This window comes from Kitasatospora sp. NPDC002551 (genome assembly GCF_040296005.1).
Lineage (GTDB): Bacteria > Actinomycetota > Actinomycetes > Streptomycetales > Streptomycetaceae > Kitasatospora.
Genome location: NZ_JBEOWI010000001.1, coordinates 80,594 through 97,980, shown reverse-complemented (window position 1 = coordinate 97,980; position 17,387 = coordinate 80,594). Strand labels below are relative to the sequence as shown.

Sequence of the window (17,387 nt, the reverse complement as noted above, 5' to 3'; positions counted from 1 at the left end):
TGCGAGAGGTGCACCAGGCGGACGGGGCACACGGCTCACGCCCGCGGCTGGTGCCCACGAGGAGGTCCGCGGCAGTGACCAGTCAGGTCGATCAGTCAGAAGCGGTGGACGGCTCGGACGGCGACGAGGGCCGCTCCGGGCCCGGCGGGGGCAGCTCCGGCCCTGCCGTGCCGGTCGGTCCGCAGCACCGGGGCGCCAAGCCGATCCGCAAGCTGGACCGGGTGATCATCAGGTTCGCCGGGGACTCCGGTGACGGCATGCAGCTCACCGGTGACCGCTTCACCTCGGAGACGGCGTCCTTCGGCAACGACCTCTCCACCCTGCCCAACTTCCCGGCCGAGATCCGCGCTCCCGCCGGAACCCTGCCGGGCGTCTCGTCCTTCCAGCTCCACTTCGCCGACCACGACATCCTGACCCCGGGGGACGCGCCCAACGTCCTGGTGGCGATGAACCCGGCCGCCCTCAAGGCCAACCTGCCCGACCTGCCGCGCGGCGCGGAGATCATCGTCAACACCGACGAGTTCACCAAGCGCGCGCTGGCCAAGGTCGGATACGCCGCGGACCCGCTGGGGGACGGTTCGCTGCAGGGGTACCACCTCCACAAGGTGCCGCTGACCACGCTCACCCTGGAGGCGCTCAAGGACAGCGGACTCGCCCGCAAGGACGCCGAGCGGGCCAAGAACATGTTCGCGCTGGGCCTGCTCTCCTGGATGTACCACCGCCCGACCGAGGGCACCGAATCCTTCCTGCGCACCAAGTTCGCCAAGAAGCCGCAGATCGCCGAGGCCAACATCAGCGCCTTCCGGGCCGGCTGGAACTTCGGCGAGACCACCGAGTCCTTCGCGGTCTCCTACGAGGTGCCGCCGGCCAAGCTGCCGCCGGGCCGCTACCGCAACATCTCCGGCAACCTGGCGCTGTCCTACGGCCTGATCGCCGCCGCCCGGCGCTCCGGGCTGCCGCTCTACCTGGGCTCGTACCCGATCACCCCGGCCTCGGACATCCTGCACGAGCTCAGCCGGCACAAGAACTTCGGCGTGCGCACCTTCCAGGCCGAGGACGAGATCGCCGGCATCGGCGCGGCGCTCGGCGCGGCCTTCGGCGGCGCGCTCGGCGTGACCACCACCTCCGGCCCCGGCGTGGCGCTCAAGAGCGAGACGATCGGCCTGGCCGTCTCGCTCGAACTCCCGCTGCTGGTGGTGGACATCCAGCGCGGCGGCCCGTCCACCGGTCTGCCGACCAAGACCGAGCAGGCCGACCTGCTGCAGGCGATGTTCGGCCGCAACGGCGAGGCCCCGGTGCCGATCGTGGCCCCCGCCACGCCGGCCGAGTGCTTCGACGCGGCGCTGGAGGCGGCCCGCATCGCGGTCACCTACCGCACCCCGGTCTTCCTGCTCTCGGACGGCTACCTGGCCAACGGCTCGGAGCCCTGGCGGATCCCGGAGGTCGACGAACTTCCGGCGATCGAGCCGGACTTCGCCACCGGCCCGAACCGCGAGGACGGCGCGTTCTGGCCCTACCTGCGCGACCCGAGGACGCTCGCCAGGCCGTGGGCGCTGCCCGGCACGCCCGGCCTCGAACACCGGATCGGCGGCATCGAGAAGCAGGACGGCACCGGCAACATCTCCTACGACCCGGCCAACCACGACTTCATGGTCCGCACCCGGCAGGCCAAGGTGGACGGCATCACGGTCGAGCCGGTGGAGGTCGACGACCCCTCCGGCGAGGCCCGCGTCCTGGTGCTCGGCTGGGGCTCGACCTACGGCCCGATCACCGCGGCGGTCCGCCGGGTCCGGGCGGACGGCGGCCGGATCGCCCAGACGCACCTGCGCAACCTCAACCCCTTCCCGGCCAACCTCGGGACGGTGCTGCGGAGTTACGACAAGGTCATCGTGCCCGAGATGAACCTCGGCCAGCTGGCGCTGCTGCTGCGCGCCAGGTACCTGGTGGACGCGGAGTCCTACAACCAGGTGCGCGGACTTCCCTTCAAGGCGGCGCAGTTGGCGGACGTGCTGTGGGCCGCGATCGGCACCCTGGACGAGGAGGACAACCGATGAGCGAGCAGTTCCCCTCGTTGCGGCTGGTCCCGAAGGCCGAGGCGCCGCAGAGCGCCAAGGAGTTCAAGACCGACCAGGAGGTGCGCTGGTGCCCCGGCTGCGGTGACTACGCGATCCTGGCGGCGGTACAGGCGTTCATGCCGGAGCTGGGGATCAGACGGGAGAACACCGTCTTCGTTTCCGGTATCGGCTGCTCGTCGCGGTTCCCCTACTACATGAACACCTACGGGGTGCACTCGATCCACGGCCGCGCCCCGGCGATCGCCACCGGGCTGGCGACCTCCCGGCAGGACCTCAGCGTGTGGGTGGTGACCGGTGACGGCGACGCGCTGTCGATCGGCGGCAACCATCTGATCCACGCGCTGCGCCGCAATGTGAATCTGAAGATCCTGCTGTTCAACAACCGTATCTACGGCCTGACCAAGGGGCAGTACTCGCCGACCAGTGAGCTGGGGAAGATCACCAAGTCCACGCCGATGGGCTCGCTGGACGCCCCGTTCAACCCGCTCTCGCTGGCCATCGGCGCGGAGGCGACCTTCGTGGCCCGGACCATCGACTCCGACCGCCAGCACCTCCAGTCGGTGCTGCGGGCGGCGGCCGAGCACGAGGGCACCGCGCTGGTCGAGATCTACCAGAACTGCAACATCTTCAACGACGGCGCGTTCGAGGTGCTGAAGGAGGCCGGCACCCGGGACGAGGCGCTGATCCGGCTGGAGCACGGGCAGCCGGTCCGCTTCGGGGCGGACCGCGCCCGGGGCGTCTTCCGGGGTGCCGACGGCGAGCTGTTCGTCGACGCCGTCACGGCGGAGAACGAGTCGGCGGTGCTGGTCCACGACGCCCACGCGGCCGGACCGTCCACGGCCTTCGCGCTCTCCCGGATCGCCGACGCGGACACCCTGCACCACACCCCGATCGGCGTGCTGCGTGACGTCCGCCGCCCGGTCTACGACGAGCTGATGGCCGGCCAGCTGGCCACCGCGGCCGCCGACCGGGGCGAGGGCGACCTGGCCGCGCTGCTCGTGGGCGGCGACACCTGGACGGTCGACTGAGTCCGGCCGGTCCGACGAGCACGGCGGCGCCCCCGGCCCTCTCCGGCCGGGGGCGCCGCCGCTGTGTCGTTACCGCTGCTGCCCGGCCCACTCCACCAGCTGGACCACGACCCCGTTCGGGTCGGTGACCTGGAAGAGCTTCTCGCCCCACGGCTCCTGGCGCAGGGCCATGGTGATCTCCACGCCGGCGGCCCGCAGCCGCGCCTCCTCGGCGACGACGTCGCCGACCACGAAGGCCAGGATCAGCCCGGCGGCGACCTCGTCGCGGAAGCCCTCCGGGAGGACCTCGATCCCGCGCTTCAGGAAGACGACGTTCATCCCGGCACTGGCGTGCCCGAGGGAGACGAACCCGTCCGACGACATCTCCTCGGTGAACCCGAGGTGCTGCCGCAGGAACGACGCGGACGCCTCGACGTCCTCGACGGTGAGCGAAACGGCGGAGGAAGTGATCTGCATGCCCGATGACCTTTCGTCGACGGCGATCCCGTACGCATTTATCCCGTACGCAGTACACTATACACAGTACGGAGAATGCGGAAACAGTGATCCCGGTCACATGGCGTGACCGGGTGTCAGTCCAGGCCGGGCAGCGGGTCCTGGTCGACCTCGTGGCGGGGCACCCGCTCGGACGGGTCGCGGCATTCGGAGCCGAGGCGCAGGATGCGCGACTCCGGGTCGTGCAGCGGGCGGTGGCAGCGGCGGCAGGTCACCCGGGGGCGGACGGCCTCGGGGGTGTCGGTGCCCGGCAGCGGGTCGGGGTCGGCGGCGGTCATGGCCCGACCGTACCGGCGGGCCGACTCGGAAGGCCCGGCGGAAGAGGGTCGACGCGGGAGGTCGATGTGGGCGGCCGACGTGAAAGGATCGGGTCCATGGCCAGTGACCGCAGCAGTGCCGGGGACCCGGCGCGCACGCTCGCGCTGCTCTGGGGCCTGTCGGCGCAGGAGAAGCCCGGCCGGCGCGGGCCCAGGCAGGCGAAGTCCCCGGCGGAGATCGCCGCCGCCGCGATCGCGATCGCGGACGCCGAGGGGGTGGACGCCGTGACCATGCGGCGGGTCGCCCAGGCGCTCGGCGTCTCGCCGATGGCGCTCTACACCTACGTGCCCGGCAAGTCCGAACTGCTCGACCTGATGCTGGACACCGTCTACGCGGCCATGCCCCGCACCGAGCCCGAGGGCGAGGACTGGCGGGCCCGGGCCGCCGCCGTCGCCGAGGACAACCGCGCCCTGCACCGCGCCCACCCGTGGACGGTGGCGGTCGCCACCAGCCGCCCGCCGCTCGGGCCCGGCCTGATGGCGAAGTACGAGTACGAGCTGCGCGCCCTGGAGGGCACCGGCCTGCCGGACGTCGAGCTGGACGCCGCGCTCACCCACCTGCTGGGCTTCGTGGAGACCTGCGCCCGGATGGCGGCGGACGAACGGGCCGCGCGCCGGGAGAGCGCGCTGACCGACGCCCAGTGGTGGGCCGCCAACGCCGAGCTGCTCACCCGGGTCTTCGACGCCGAGCGCCACCCCGTCGCGGCCCGGGTCGGCGCCGCCGCCGGCGAGGCGCACGGTGGCGCGTACGACCCGGACCACGCCTACGCCTTCGGCCTCGCCCGGGTGCTGGACGGCCTGGCGGCCCTGGTCGAGCGCCGCCGCGCCGAGCGGGAGGCGCGGGAGGAGCGCTAGCCCGGGGGTGCCACCGCCGGGCGGGAGGGCCGCTACCGCCGGGCGTCGTACTCGTCGCGGGCGGCCAGGACGGCGGGGATGCGCTTCTCGGTCCAGTGCGCCAGCTCGGCGACCAGGCGGGCGGCCTCCCGGCCGAGCGGGGTCAGGCTGTAGTCGACCCGGGGCGGGATGACCGGGTGGGCCTCGCGCAGCACGAAGCCGTCGCGCTCCAGCGTCTGCAGCGTCTGGGCGAGCATCTTCTCGCTCACCCCGGTGATCCGGCGGCGCAGCTCGCTGAACCGGTAGCCGCGCTCGTGCAGCGCGCCCAGCACCAGCACGCCCCAGCGGCTGGTGACGTGTTCCAGCACGCCCCGGGAGGGGCACATCCGGTCGAAGACGTCGGGCGGGGGCAGCGGGCCGGCCGGGGCGCCGGGGCCCGTCGCGGGCGCCGGGGACGCGGTGTTCATTACCTGCATGTCAGTACCCTACTTTGAAGTGCGTACTTTCGAAAGGTTAGTGCCACCTCTAGGGTGAGTTCCGAAGCAGGAAGTTCAACGGACAACCATCCCAGGGAGCAGCACCATGTACGTCGTCACCGGAGCCACCGGACAGCTCGGCCGCCTCGTCGTCGAGGGCCTGCTGGCCAAGGTCCCCGCGAGCGAGGTGGCGGTGGTCGTCCGCTCCGCGGAGAAGGCCGCCGACCTCGCCGAGCGCGGCGTGACCGTCCGGGTGGCCGACTACAGCCGCCCGGAGACCCTGGCCGGCGCCTTCGCCGCCGGCGACCGGGTGCTGCTCATCTCGGGCAGCGAGATCGGCAGCCGGGTGCCGCAGCACACCGCCGTCGTCGAGGCGGCGCGCGCCGCCGGGGTCGCGCTGCTCGCGTACACCAGTGCGCCGGGCGTGGCCACCTTCCGGCTGGCCGACGAGCACAAGGCCACCGAGGCCGTGATCCGGGAGTCCGGGCTGCCCTTCGCCCTGCTGCGCAACGGCTGGTACACCGAGAACTACCTGGGCGACGCGGCCGGCACGGCCGAGCGCGGCGCGGTGGTCGGCAGCGCCGGTGAGGGCGACCGGATCGCCACCGCCCCGCGCCGGGACTACGCCGACGCGGCGGTGGCCGTGCTGACCGGCGAGGGCCACGAGAACGCGGTGTACGAGCTGAGCGGCGACGTCGCCTGGAGCCTGCCGGAGCTGGCCGCCGAGCTGGCCCTGGCCTCGGGCAAGCCGGTCGCCTTCCACCGGGTTGCGCCGGACGAGCACCTGCGGATCCTGGTCGGCGCCGGCCTGCCGGAGGGCTTCGCGCAGATCCTGGTCGACGTCGACGCCGGCATCGCGCGCGGCGAGCTGGCCGGCACGCCGGGCGACCTGGCCCGGCTGATCGGCCGTCCGACCGTCCCGCTGGCGCAGAGCGTGCGGGCCGCGCTGGGCGCCTGAGCCCGGTCCGGCGGCGCACCGCCCGCGGCACCCGCCGCGGGCGGTGCCGCGTCCGTGCCCGACCGTAATGTCATGACCAAAAACCGAATACGGAGATGACAGCCGAGTCCGTGCCCGCTACCGTCGGCTCGACACTCGCGCGCGCGGAGGGCAGACGGTCCATGCCAGAGACACCCCAGCACGAGGCCGGACGCGGCCTCTGGTACGGCTTCGCCGCCTACGGCATATGGGGCCTGTTCCCGCTCTTCTGGCCGCTGCTGGAGCCCGGCGCCGCCGACGACATCCTGGCCAACCGGATGGTCTGGTCGCTGGTCGCGGTCGTCTTGCTGCTGGTCGTCCAGCGGCACTGGGGCTGGATCCGCCCGCTGCTGCGCCAGCCGCGCCGGCTCGCCATGCTGGGCGCCGCCGCCGCCGTGATCTCGGTCAACTGGGGCGTCTACATCTGGGGCGTCAACGCCGGGCACGTGGTGGAGACCAGCCTCGGCTACTTCATCAACCCGCTGGTCACCATCGCCTTCGGCGTGCTGGTGCTCAAGGAGCGGCTGCGGGTGGCCCAGTGGGTGGCGGTGGGCATCGGCGCCCTCGCGGTGGCGGTGCTGACCATCGGCTACGGGCGGCTGCCGTGGATCGCGCTGACGCTGGCGTTCTCCTTCGCCACCTACGGCCTGCTGAAGAAGACGGTCGGGCTGAGCGGGCTGGAGAGCCTGGCCGCCGAGAGCGCCTTCATGTTCCCCTTCGCCCTCGGTTACCTGGTCTACCTGGAGGTCACCGGCCGCGGCACCTTCGGGCACACCGTGGCCGGCGAGTACGGCTGGGGGCACACCGGGCTGCTGGTGCTCAGCGGGGTGATCACCGCCGTCCCGCTGCTCTTCTTCGGCGCCGCAGCCGTCCGGGTGCCGCTGAGCATGCTCGGCCTGCTCCAGTACCTGGCGCCGGTGTTCCAGTTCCTGATCGGCATCGCGGTCTTCCACGAGTCGATGCCGCCCGCCCGCTGGGCCGGTTTCGCCCTGGTGTGGGCGGCGCTCGCGGTGCTCACCTGGGACGCGCTGCGGCGGGTCCGGACCGACCGGGCGGCCGCCCGGGCCCGGACGGCCGCCGCCGCGGGCGCCGCTGCCGCGACCGCCCCCGCCACCGACGACGCGGTGGCGGTCAGGCCGTGATGTCCCGCGCGGTGAACCGGGACCAGGCCGCCGAGCCGAACACCGCCACGTAGGCGGCCTGCAGCCCGAGGTTCTTCAGCACCCCGTCCCAGTACATCGGCTCCCGCAGCAGGTCGCCGAAGGTCAGCCAGTGGTGGGTGAAGAGGAACGGCTGGATCGCGTGCAGCTGCGGGAAGCTGTCCAGGATCTGCACCGTGATCACCAGGCCGACGGTGGCGGCCATCGCCGCGATGCCGCTGCCGGTGAGCGTCGAGACGAACAGCCCGATCGCCACCAGCCCGGCCAGCGAGGCGGCCACCACGGCGGCCACCAGTACCGCCCGCAGCAGGGCCGGGCCCAGGCCGATGGTCTCGCCGGAGATCAGCGTGACGTCGCCGACCGGGAACAGCGCCGTCCCGGTGATCACCGCCGACAGCGCCACGGTCACCGTCGCCGCCAGGCAGAACGCCAGCCCGGCGGTGAACTTGGCGGCCAGCAGCCTGGTCCGCCCGGCCGGCGCCACCAGCAGGTAGCGCAGGGTGCCGGTGGCCGCCTCGCCCGCCACCGAGTCCCCGGCGACCACGCCGACCGTCATCGGCAGGAAGACCGGCAGTGCCACCGCGAGCGCCGTGAACACCAGGAACAGGCCGTTCTGGGTGACCTGGGCGATGAACGCCGGGCCCTCGCCGCCGCGCGGCCCGTCCGTCTCGATCCGGACGACCACGCCGATCAGCACCGGCAGCACCGCGAGGATCCCCAGCAGCACGATCGTCCGCATCCGGCGGAAGGTCAGCAGCAGCTCGCTGCGGAACAGCGCCAGGAACCCGGACGCGGTCTGCGGCCGCCGTCCGCGCGCCGCGGCGGCGACCGCCGGCACCGCCTCAGCCCGCGACATCGAAGCCCTCCCCGGTCAGCGCCACGAAGGCGTCCTCCAATGTGCCCCGCTCCACGCCGAAGCCGTGCACCCGCACCTGCGCCGCGACCAGGGCCGCGACGAGCCCGGGCAGCGCGTCCTCGGCCAGCGCGCCGGCCTCGCCGTCCACCCGGCCCTCGCCGATCCGGACCTCGGTGACCTCGTGGGCGAGCAGCACCTCGCCCGCCCGGTGGGTGTCCGGGGTGCGCACCACCAGCCGGCCCCGGGCCCGGGCGGCCAGCTCGGCGACGGTGCCCTGCACCACCAGCCGGCCGCGCGACATCACCGCCGCGTGGCTGCAGACCTGCTCGATCTCGTCCAGCAGGTGCGAGGAGAGGAAGACCGTGGTGCCCTCGGCCGCGACCTCCCGGACCAGCGCCCGGATCTCCCGCATGCCCTGCGGGTCCAGGCCGTTGGTGGGCTCGTCCAGGACGAGCAGCTCGCGCGGCTGGAGCAGCGCCGAGGCCAGGCCGAGCCGCTGCTTCATGCCCAGCGAGTAGGCCCGGGCCTTCTTGCCGGCCGCGGCGGCCAGGCCCACCCGTTCCAGCGCCTCGGTGACCCGGCGCTGCCGGGTGCGCGGATCGGACGTCGGGTCGGCGGCGTCGAACCGGGCCAGGTTGTCCCGGCCGGAGAGGAAGCCGTACAGCGCCGGTCCCTCGATCAGGGCGCCGACCCGGGGCAGCACCGAGGCCACCGACTGCGGCATCGGCTCGCCGAGCACCGTGGCCACCCCGGCGCTGGGGGCGATCAGGCCCATCAGCATCCGGATCGTGGTGGTCTTGCCGGAGCCGTTGGGACCGAGGAAGCCGAAGACCGAACCCCGGGGGACGCTCAGGTCCAGACCGTCCACGGCGACCTGTCCACCGCGGAACCGCTTGGTCAGACCTCTGGTCCTGATCACGTCGTCGGACGGACGGGAGGGCGAAGCGGCACCGGGGGCCGGACGCGCCACCGCGCCCGGCCCCCCGGCCGGCTCCGTAACGTCCCCCGTTACGGGAGCCTGGGTCACTACTTCGCCCCGGCCGCACTCTGCAGCACCGACGGGGTCACCGCGCCCGCGAAGACCCGGCCGTCGTCGGTGACCAGCACGTTGAGGACCTTGGTGCTGATCAGCGAGCCGCCGGCGACCGGCTTGCCCAGCGACTTGGCCAGCGCCAGCGGGTTCTGCGCCGTGCCGGAGCCGCCGCCCGGGCCGTGACCGCCCCGGCCGCGCGGGCCCTTGCCCTCGGCCGGGACGAACACGTCGCCGGTGGGCAGCTTCGCGGAGAGCACGGCCGTCCAGCCCTCGCCGATCACGTTCAGGCCCTCGGCGGCGGCCGCGGCCTCCTCGGGCGTCACCTCGCCGCGCGGCGCCCCGGAGGCCTTCTGCTCGGTCACCTTGGCGCCCTTGGGCACGGTGAACTCGAAGTTCTTCGCGGCCGGCCGGGCGAACGAGACCTGGGTGAAGTGGACGTCCAGCACCGTGTCCCCGTCGGTGCCCTTGACCACGACGGACAGCGGCACCCCGTTGTCGGCGGCCACCGCGATCCGCACCTCGCCGATCGTCGAGCCGGGCCGGCTGGGCTTCACGCTCAGCCGGTAGGCCTTCTGGCCGGCCACCGTCGCGGTGCCGTCCACGGTGACGGAGGTGGTGTCCGCGCCCGCCGCCAGGAACTGCCGGGCCGCCTCCTGCGGGGTGGTCGGCACACCGGTCAGCGGCGCCTTGCCCGGGCGGCCGTCCGCCGTCGCGTCCGGACGGGCCCCGGTCACGTGCACGGCCTCGTTGGTGCTGCTGTCCCAGGCCCAGACCTGGTCGCCGTTGCGGACCAGCTCGTAGCCGGACAGCTGCTCCAGCAGGCCGATCCGCTGCCGGTCCGGCCCGTCCACCGCGACCCGCACGGTGTGCTCGCCGCCGAGCAGGCCCATCAGCTTCGAGGTGGGCGCGGCGCCCGACGGCTTGTCCCCCTCGCCGCGCTCGCCGCCGCCGGCCGCGAACCCGCCGCCCGCGGCGCCGAGCAGCTGGCTCGGCACCCCGAGGTCGGTGGAGACCGACACCGTGCCGGAGAGCGTCTCGGCCTGCGAGCCGAGCACCTTCGCCACCACCTGCTCCGCCGTCAGCGCGGGCAGCTCCGGCGGCGAGGAGTCCGCCAGCGCCGGTACCAGCCCCACCCCGGCGGCGATCGTGGCGGTGACCGCCAGCGGCACCGCCACGCGCACCAGGGTGCGCCGACGCGACCGGTAGGGAGCCTCGCCCTGCCACGCGTCCGCCGGGCCCCCGCCCGCGGTCGCCCTGTCGTCCGTCATCGTCCAACCCCTCCGTCAGTGACCGACTGTCCCTGGCTCTCCATTAGACGGTGCCGGAGCCTTCGCGTCATCGCCCTGCAGGGTGGGTTCCCGGTCGACCTCGCGTCGCAGCCGACCCTGAGGCCTCCTCAGGGTCGGCTCCTCCGAACGCACGAGGAACGTACGTGAACTGGCGTAGGGTCGCGGCATGGACGCAACCAACATCCCGACCGCCAACGCGATGCGGCGCGCCCTGCGCCGGGCCCGGGACGGCGTCGCGCTGGACGCGACCGAGGCGGCGGTACTGCTCCGGGCCAGAGGGGACGACCTGCGCGACCTCTGCGCGAGCGCCGCCCGGGTCCGCGACGCCGGCCTGGACGCGGCCGGCCGGCCCGGCGTCATCACCTACTCCAAGAGCGTGTTCATCCCGCTCACCCGGCTCTGCCGGGACAAGTGCCACTACTGCACCTTCGTCACCGTGCCCGGCAGGCTGCGCCGGGAGGGACACGGGATGTTCATGTCCCCGGACGAGGTGCTGGAGGTCGCCCGCCGGGGCGCCGAGCTGGGCTGCAAGGAAGCGCTCATCACGCTCGGGGACAAGCCCGAGGACCGCTGGCCGGAGGCCCGCGAGTGGCTGGACGCGCACGGTTACGACGACACGATCGCGTACGTGCGCGCCATGTCGATCCGCATCCTGGAGGAGACCGGGCTGCTCCCGCACCTCAACCCCGGGGTGCTGAGCTGGACGGACTTCCAGCGGCTCAAGCCGGTCTCCGCCTCGATGGGCATGATGCTGGAGACCACCGCCACCCGGCTGTGGAGCGAGCCCGGCGGCCCGCACTTCGGCTCGCCCGACAAGGAGCCCGCCGTCCGGCTGCGGGTGCTGGAGGACGCCGGCCGCAGCTCGGTGCCGTTCACCAGCGGCCTGCTGATCGGCATCGGCGAGACCTACGAGGAGCGCGCCGAGTCGCTGTTCGCGCTGCGCCGGGTCTCCCGCGCCTACCACGGCGTCCAGGAGCTGATCCTGCAGAACTTCCGCGCCAAGCCGGACACCGCGATGCGCGGCATGCCGGACGCGGAGCTGGACGAGCTGGTCGCCACCGTCGCGGTGGCCCGGCACATCATGGGCCCGTCCGCCTGCCTCCAGGCGCCGCCGAACCTGGTGGACGGCGAGTACGAGCGGCTGATCGCGGCCGGCATCGACGACTGGGGCGGCGTCTCCCCGCTGACCCCCGACCACGTCAACCCCGAGCGGCCCTGGCCGCAGATCGAGAAGCTGGCCGAGCGCTCGGCCGCGGCCGGCTTCGAGCTGCGCGAGCGCCTCGCCGTCTACCCCGAGTACGTCCTGCACGGCGAGCCCTGGCTGGACCCGCGGGTGCTGCCGCACGTCCGGGCGCTGGCCGACCCGCGGACCGGCCTGGCCCGGCCCGACGCGGTGGTCACCGGGCGGCCCTGGCAGGAGCCGGAGGACCTGCCGGACGCGTACGGCCGCACCGACCTGCACAGCACCATCGACACCGAGGGCCGCACCGGCGACCGGCGGGCCGACTTCGAGGACGTCTACGGCGACTGGGAGGTGCTGCGCGAGCAGGCGGCCTCGGCCGCCCCCGGCCCGGCCGGCGCGCCGGAGCGGCTGGACGCCGAGGTCCGGGCCGCCCTGGCGGTGGCCGCCGACGACCCGACCCGGCTGACCGACGACCAGGCGCTGGCGCTGTTCCAGGCGGACGGCCCGGCGCTGGACGCGCTCTGCCGGATCGCCGACGCGGTGCGCCGCGACGCGGTCGGCGACGAGGTCACCTACTGCGTCACCCGGAACATCAACTTCACCAACGTCTGCTACACCGGCTGCCGGTTCTGCGCCTTCGCCCAGCGCCGCACCGACGCGGACGCCTACAGCCTGTCGCTGGAGCAGGTCGCCGACCGGGCCGCGCAGGCCTGGGAGGTCGGGGCCACCGAGGTCTGCATGCAGGGCGGCATCCACCCCGACCTGCCCGGCACCGCCTACTTCGACATCGCGCGGGCGGTGAAGGAGCGGGTGCCCGGCATCCACGTGCACGCCTTCTCGCCGATGGAGGTGGTCAACGGCGCCACCCGGACCGGCCTGTCGATCCGGGAGTGGCTGCAGCGCGCCCAGGAGTCCGGCCTGGACACCATCCCGGGCACCGCCGCCGAGATCCTCGACGACGAGGTCCGCTGGGTGCTCACCAAGGGCAAGCTGCCGGCCGCGACCTGGGTGGAGGTCGTCAGCACCGCGCACGAGCTGGGCATCCGCTCCTCGTCCACGATGATGTACGGGCACGTGGACACCCCGAAGCACTGGGTGGGCCACCTGCGGCTGCTCGCCGGGATCCAGCAGCGCACCGGCGGCTTCACCGAGTTCGTGACGCTGCCGTTCATCCACACCAACGCCCCGGTGTACCTGGCCGGGATCGCCCGGCCGGGTCCGACCGCGCGGGACAACCGGGCGGTGGTCGCGATGGCCCGGCTGCTGCTCCACCCGCACATCCGCAACATCCAGACCAGCTGGGTGAAGCTGGGGGCCGAGGGCGCCGCCGAGATGCTCCGCTCGGGCGCCAACGACCTGGGCGGCACGCTGATGGAGGAGACCATCTCGCGGATGGCCGGGTCGGCGTACGGGAGCTACAAGTCGGTCCGGGACCTGCGGGCGATCGCCGAGGCGGCCGGGCGTCCGCACCGGCAGCGCACCACCACCTACGGCGAGGTGCCGGCCGAGCGGCTGGCCGCCGCACAGGCCTCGGACGGCCATCTGCCGGAGCTGCTGCCACTGGTGGACTGAGTCCCCGGGCCGGTGCGCGCCGCGTCCCTCCGGGCGCTCCCCGCCGCCCGGTGGAGCGGGGAAACCCTGCCGTCCCGTTCGGGCATTCGAATACAGTGCGAGGGCGCGCGACCGGCCGTGCGTCGCGCGTCCCCGCCCGAACCCGGACGAAAGGCGCCCGTCGTGATGCCACTGTGGTCACGCGCCCAGCAGCAGGAATTCCGCAGCCGGGTGCGGGGGTGCCTGCTGGGCGGGGCCGTCGGGGACGCCCTCGGCGCGGGCATCGAGTTCGAGTCGCTGGAGAAGATCCGCGCGGCGCACGGCCCGCTCGGCGTCACCGGGTACATCCCGGCGTACGGGCGGCTCGGCGCCGTCACCGACGACACCCAGATGGTGATGTTCACCCTCGACGGGCTGATCCGCGCGCACATCCGCCGGGACACCGGCAGCTGGCACCCGCCCACCGACGTCCACCGCGCCTATCTGCGCTGGGCCGTCACCCAGCGGGACTGGGGCCCGGACGAGCGGCGCGCCGACCTCGGCTGGCTGGGCCGCGAGGAGTGGCTGTACGCGCAGCGCGCGCCGGGCCAGGCCTGTCTGTCCGGCCTCTCCGGCCCGGACGCCGAGCGGCTGGGCACCCTGGAGGTGCCGAAGAACCCGCACTCCAAGGGCTGCGGCACGGTGATGCGGGCGGCGCCGTTCGGGCTGCTGACCACCTGGGAGCCCGGTCTGGTGTTCCAGCTGGCCGTGGAGTGCTCGGTGCTGACCCACGGTCACCCCACCGGCTACCTCTCGGCCGGCGCGCTGGCGGTGATCGTGCAGACCGCGGCCCGCGGCGGGACCCTGGAGGAGGGGGTGCACCTGGCGCTGGCGCTGCTCTCCGAGCGGCCGGCGCACGAGGAGACCACGGCGGCGCTGCGGGCGGCGCTGGACGCGGTGCGGGCGGGGGAGCCGTCCGCCGAGCGGGTCGAGGCGCTGGGGGAGGGCTGGGTCGCCGAGGAGGCGCTGGCGATCGGGGTGTACTGCGCGCTGGTGGCGCACGACGTCCGGTCCGGGCTGCTGCTGGCGGTGAACCACTCCGGGGACAGCGACTCCACCGGCGCGATCTGCGGCAACCTGCTCGGGGTGCTGCACGGAGACACCGCGCTGCCGCCCGGCCTGGTGGCGGGCCTCGAAGGGCGCGGGGCGCTGCTGGAACTGGCGGACGACTTCGTGCTGGAGCTGATGCACGGGCCCGAGCTGCACAGCGCGGACACCCCGGAGGGCGCGGCCTGGGCGGCCCGCTACCCGGTGCTCGGCTGATCCCGGGGCCCTTTGACGGGGGCATGCCCCCGGACGCGAAGATGCCCGTAGCGGTGTCCGCCGCCGGGAGGGCGGTGGACACCGCTACGGGCACCTGGCCGAGAAGCGGTACGGAGCGGGTCAGAACCCGCCGAACACCCCGGCGCCCGCGTCGGCGGCGAACGCGTTCCAGGCCTCGGCGGAGAAGCGCAGTTGCGGGCCCATCGGGTCCTTGGAGTCACGGACCGCCACCAGGTCGGCGGCCGGTACGCGGATCTCCACACAGGCGCCGTTGCCGCCGCTGTGACTGCTCTTGCGCCAGCTCGTCCCGTTCTCGAAGGTGGTGCTCATCGGTGGTATCCCTCTTCAATGTCGGCTATCAGTGTCCGGGTCTCGGCCACCCCGAGCGCGGCCGCCCGCAGGTGGTCGTAGAGACTGGTATAGCGGCGCACGTCGGCCTCCTTCTCGAGGTAGAGATCGCTCGTCACCCCTTCGAAGTAGACAACTGTGGAATCGGCTGACTCCGGGAACTCCAGCAGGGAGAATGTCCCGGTCATGCCGGGGTGGGCGCCGTGCGAGAACGGGATGACCTGGATGGTGATGTTGGGGCGCTGGCTCAGCTCCAGCATGTGCTTCAGCTGGTGGGCCATCACCTCCCTGCTGCCGACCTCCCGGCGGAGCACCGCCTCGTCTATCACGGTCCACAGGCTGCCCAGCTGGCTGTCGCCGTTGATCCGGTCCTGACGCTTCATCCGGACCTGGACGCGGCGCTGGACGGCCAGGGCGTCGGTGTCCGGCTGGGTGCCCTCGACCACGGCCTGCGCGTACTGCTCGGTCTGCAGCAGCCCGGGCACGAAGGAGGACTCGTACGCGCGGATCGAGGAGGCCTCGGCCTCCAGGCCGATGTACACGCTGTAGGGCGTGGGCATGTCGTTGAAGTCGTGCCACCAGCCGCGCTGCCGGGACTCCCGGGCCATCTCCATCAGGCTGGCCCGCATCGCCTCGTCGGTGACGTCGTAGACGTCGCAGAGATCGCGGACGTCCCGCTGGCTGATGCTGCGGCGGCCGTTCTCCAGTCGGCTGATCTTCGACTGGGAGACCATCAGCCGCCCGGCCACCTCCTCCGCCGTCATCCCGGCCTGGTCCCGGAGCTTGCGAAGCTCGGCGCCGAGGCGCCGGCGGCGCACCGTGGGATTGATGTTCGCGGACACGTCGGCCTCCGGTCGGACCTCAGGTGATCGTTGGAACGGAAGTCCTCGGAACACGGTGGAAATCTGGATCAACCCCCTGACGGTGAGCAGCATGTCACCCCGGATCAGGTCGGCGCCGGAAAATCACGGGAGCGCAGTAGAACAGATCATCGGAAAAGCGCTTCGGCGAGACAGCGGGCACTCCCGAGTGGTAGGGGTGCCACGGCCCGGTCCGGTGGTGGTGCGGCGGTGTGGCGGACGTGGTGCGGGGTGCGGCCCAGGGGCCGCGCACGTGCTGGTGGCACGTGCGGAAACGCTCTGCGGCCGGGGGCCGCGTGGGGCCGGACCGGCCGGGGGGACGGCGGAGGGGCGGTCGCCCGCGACTTCCGTCGCGGGCGACCGCCCCTGTGGCCCTGCCGGGTGGTGCCGGTTGCTCATCGCCGCCGTGGGGCGCGAGCGGTGCGGTGTGCGCCGCTGTGCGCGCCGGTCCGCGCCCGGCGGGCGCGGGTGCTGCGGCCGGCCCCGGACACGGTCCGGGGGCCGACGGCGGGCCCGGCGGCCGACCCGGTGCGCAGGCTCGTGCGCGGAGCCGTCAGCGGACTCCGACGCGGGAGGCCGCGACCCGTCCGCCGCCGCTGCCGCGTCCGGCCGCCGCGCGCTGGCCGCCGCGACCGCCGCCCGGGCCCGAGGCCGCGGAGGCCGGTCCGGCCTGGGCGGAACGGTTCTGCTGGCCCGGCAAGCCGTTCTGCACGTCCATCACGGCGTGCGCGACCATGCCGCCCAGCGGGTCGTACCGGATCAGATCGCGCAGCCGGGAGCGCGAGGAACGCCCCTCGTTGCCCGGGTAGAGGTGCTTGCCCAGCCCGACCGAGTGCGCCAGCGCGGCGAGCGCCGCCGTCCGCGGGTCCGGCGGCACGCCGGTGCGGATCGCGGTGTCCAGCCGCTGCTTGATCGCGGCGTTGGTGCAGTCGTCCGACGCCTGGTAGCGCGTCGTCGGCAGCACCCCGCACACCTGGCCGGGCACGGCGGTGACCATGCCGCAGCGCTCCAGGTGCGCCAGGTAGGTCTGCCGTAGCCCCAGCCGGGGCCCGCCGATCCAGTGCGCCGCGCGGACCGGGCTGCCGCGTCGTCGCAGCAGTTCCAGCGCGTGGTCGAGTGTGGGGTCGCCGGTGGGCCGTGGCAGCACCACGGCGATCCGGTCGCCCTCCGGAACGATCCGTCCGGCCAGGGACAGCTCGACGAGCTGCGCCCCGGCGAGTCCGAGGTCGAGGGTCTGCGGCTGCGCCGTGGTACCCGTGGCCGGGTCCAGGGCGAGCAGCAAGAGCTCCTCGGGAACAGTTCTGCGGCTCTTGCCCATCCAAGCCTCCCCGCGTGGATGGGAAACAGCGTGACGCCTCTCACACGGGCTTGTCGAGTACGCCTCCGAATCGTGACCTTGCGATCGAGCGGGGGAACCGGCCGTGGCGGGCCCGGCGTCTGACCGTTGAACAGGCCGCGGTGCGGCCGTGCCGCGCCAATAACCGCCGGTCGGGCGGGGTGTGGGCGACCCGAATCGGTCGCCGGTGGCGGAGACTGTACAGGTACATGGGGCGGGGTGCCGGCTTCCCGAAATAGGGGTTCGCCGGTACCCCTCCGGGCGTTGA

General features: G+C 73.6%; 16 protein-coding genes. 7 read left to right on the top strand and 9 right to left on the bottom strand.

Translation table 11 applies throughout. The annotated features are described in order from the left end of the window. Positions 1 to 74: 74 nt before the first annotated feature. On the top strand, positions 75 to 2,054 hold the full coding sequence (locus tag ABT093_RS00430; protein ID WP_350558086.1) for a 2-oxoacid:acceptor oxidoreductase subunit alpha: 1,980 nt from the start codon (positions 75 to 77) through the stop codon (positions 2,052 to 2,054). After that, positions 2,051 to 3,103, top strand: coding sequence for a 2-oxoacid:ferredoxin oxidoreductase subunit beta (locus ABT093_RS00425; protein ID WP_350558083.1), 1,053 nt, complete (start codon positions 2,051 to 2,053; stop codon positions 3,101 to 3,103). The genes ABT093_RS00430 and ABT093_RS00425 overlap by 4 nt, the downstream gene beginning before the upstream one ends. A gap of 69 nt (positions 3,104 to 3,172) precedes the next feature. Here ABT093_RS00425 and ABT093_RS00420 read toward each other — a convergent pair whose 3' ends face one another. Both ABT093_RS00420 and ABT093_RS00415 read right to left on the bottom strand, forming a co-directional pair. Further along, on the bottom strand, positions 3,173 to 3,559 hold the full coding sequence (locus ABT093_RS00420; RefSeq protein ID WP_350558080.1) for a VOC family protein: 387 nt from the start codon (positions 3,557 to 3,559) through the stop codon (positions 3,173 to 3,175). Positions 3,560 to 3,675: 116 nt separating this feature from the next. Then, entirely contained in the window at positions 3,676 to 3,876 is a 201-nt protein-coding gene (locus tag ABT093_RS00415) for a DUF6011 domain-containing protein (protein ID WP_350558077.1), read from the bottom strand. 96 nt (positions 3,877 to 3,972) lie between these two features. On the opposite strand from ABT093_RS00415, the gene ABT093_RS00410 reads away from it, so the two are divergent. Next, positions 3,973 to 4,770: a TetR/AcrR family transcriptional regulator gene (locus tag ABT093_RS00410; RefSeq protein WP_350558074.1), complete on the top strand. Its 798-nt coding sequence runs from the start codon at positions 3,973 to 3,975 to the stop codon at positions 4,768 to 4,770. Between the two features lie 32 nt (positions 4,771 to 4,802). Here the strand turns inward: ABT093_RS00410 and ABT093_RS00405 are convergent, their stop codons facing one another. Then, the gene (locus ABT093_RS00405) at positions 4,803 to 5,225 is read right to left on the bottom strand and encodes a winged helix-turn-helix transcriptional regulator (RefSeq protein WP_502884088.1); all 423 of its coding nucleotides are present in this window, start codon (positions 5,223 to 5,225) and stop codon (positions 4,803 to 4,805) included. A gap of 106 nt (positions 5,226 to 5,331) precedes the next feature. On the opposite strand from ABT093_RS00405, the gene ABT093_RS00400 reads away from it, so the two are divergent. Beyond that, complete coding sequence (locus ABT093_RS00400; protein ID WP_350558071.1) at positions 5,332 to 6,183, top strand: SDR family oxidoreductase; 852 nt, start codon at positions 5,332 to 5,334, stop codon at positions 6,181 to 6,183. A gap of 161 nt (positions 6,184 to 6,344) precedes the next feature. After that, positions 6,345 to 7,343 (top strand): EamA family transporter RarD, encoded by a 999-nt coding sequence (gene rarD, locus ABT093_RS00395; RefSeq protein WP_350558068.1) that lies wholly within the window; start codon positions 6,345 to 6,347, stop codon positions 7,341 to 7,343. Here rarD and ABT093_RS00390 read toward each other — a convergent pair. From ABT093_RS00390 to ABT093_RS00380, 3 genes are read right to left on the bottom strand one after another with little or no spacing between them, the layout of a single operon-like run. Next, positions 7,333 to 8,217 (bottom strand): ABC transporter permease, encoded by an 885-nt coding sequence (locus ABT093_RS00390; protein ID WP_350558065.1) that lies wholly within the window; start codon positions 8,215 to 8,217, stop codon positions 7,333 to 7,335. The genes rarD and ABT093_RS00390 overlap by 11 nt on opposite strands. Continuing rightward, on the bottom strand, positions 8,204 to 9,187 hold the full coding sequence (locus tag ABT093_RS00385) for an ABC transporter ATP-binding protein (RefSeq protein WP_350558062.1): 984 nt from the start codon (positions 9,185 to 9,187) through the stop codon (positions 8,204 to 8,206). The genes ABT093_RS00390 and ABT093_RS00385 overlap by 14 nt, the downstream gene beginning before the upstream one ends. A gap of 56 nt (positions 9,188 to 9,243) precedes the next feature. Further along, positions 9,244 to 10,518 carry a LolA family protein gene (locus ABT093_RS00380; RefSeq protein WP_350558059.1) on the bottom strand — a complete coding sequence of 425 codons (1,275 nt, stop codon included), beginning with the start codon at positions 10,516 to 10,518 and terminating at the stop codon, positions 9,244 to 9,246. A gap of 187 nt (positions 10,519 to 10,705) precedes the next feature. On the opposite strand from ABT093_RS00380, the gene ABT093_RS00375 reads away from it, so the two are divergent. Both ABT093_RS00375 and ABT093_RS00370 read left to right on the top strand, forming a co-directional pair. Further along, complete coding sequence (locus ABT093_RS00375; protein WP_350558056.1) at positions 10,706 to 13,294, top strand: bifunctional FO biosynthesis protein CofGH; 2,589 nt, start codon at positions 10,706 to 10,708, stop codon at positions 13,292 to 13,294. Positions 13,295 to 13,459: 165 nt separating this feature from the next. Continuing rightward, positions 13,460 to 14,575: an ADP-ribosylglycohydrolase family protein gene (locus ABT093_RS00370; RefSeq protein WP_350558053.1), complete on the top strand. Its 1,116-nt coding sequence runs from the start codon at positions 13,460 to 13,462 to the stop codon at positions 14,573 to 14,575. Between the two features lie 120 nt (positions 14,576 to 14,695). Here ABT093_RS00370 and ABT093_RS00365 read toward each other — a convergent pair whose 3' ends face one another. The 3 genes from ABT093_RS00365 to ABT093_RS00355 all read right to left on the bottom strand — a co-directional run bounded on the left by ABT093_RS00365 (position 14,696) and on the right by ABT093_RS00355 (position 17,101). Further along, positions 14,696 to 14,905: a DUF397 domain-containing protein gene (locus tag ABT093_RS00365; protein ID WP_350558050.1), complete on the bottom strand. Its 210-nt coding sequence runs from the start codon at positions 14,903 to 14,905 to the stop codon at positions 14,696 to 14,698. Continuing rightward, positions 14,902 to 15,765 carry a helix-turn-helix domain-containing protein gene (locus tag ABT093_RS00360; RefSeq protein ID WP_350558047.1) on the bottom strand — a complete coding sequence of 288 codons (864 nt, stop codon included), beginning with the start codon at positions 15,763 to 15,765 and terminating at the stop codon, positions 14,902 to 14,904. The genes ABT093_RS00365 and ABT093_RS00360 overlap by 4 nt, the downstream gene beginning before the upstream one ends. A gap of 571 nt (positions 15,766 to 16,336) precedes the next feature. Beyond that, positions 16,337 to 17,101, bottom strand: a complete 765-nt coding sequence (locus ABT093_RS00355) for a GOLPH3/VPS74 family protein (RefSeq protein WP_350558044.1) — start codon at positions 17,099 to 17,101, stop codon at positions 16,337 to 16,339. Positions 17,102 to 17,387 lie beyond the last annotated feature (286 nt).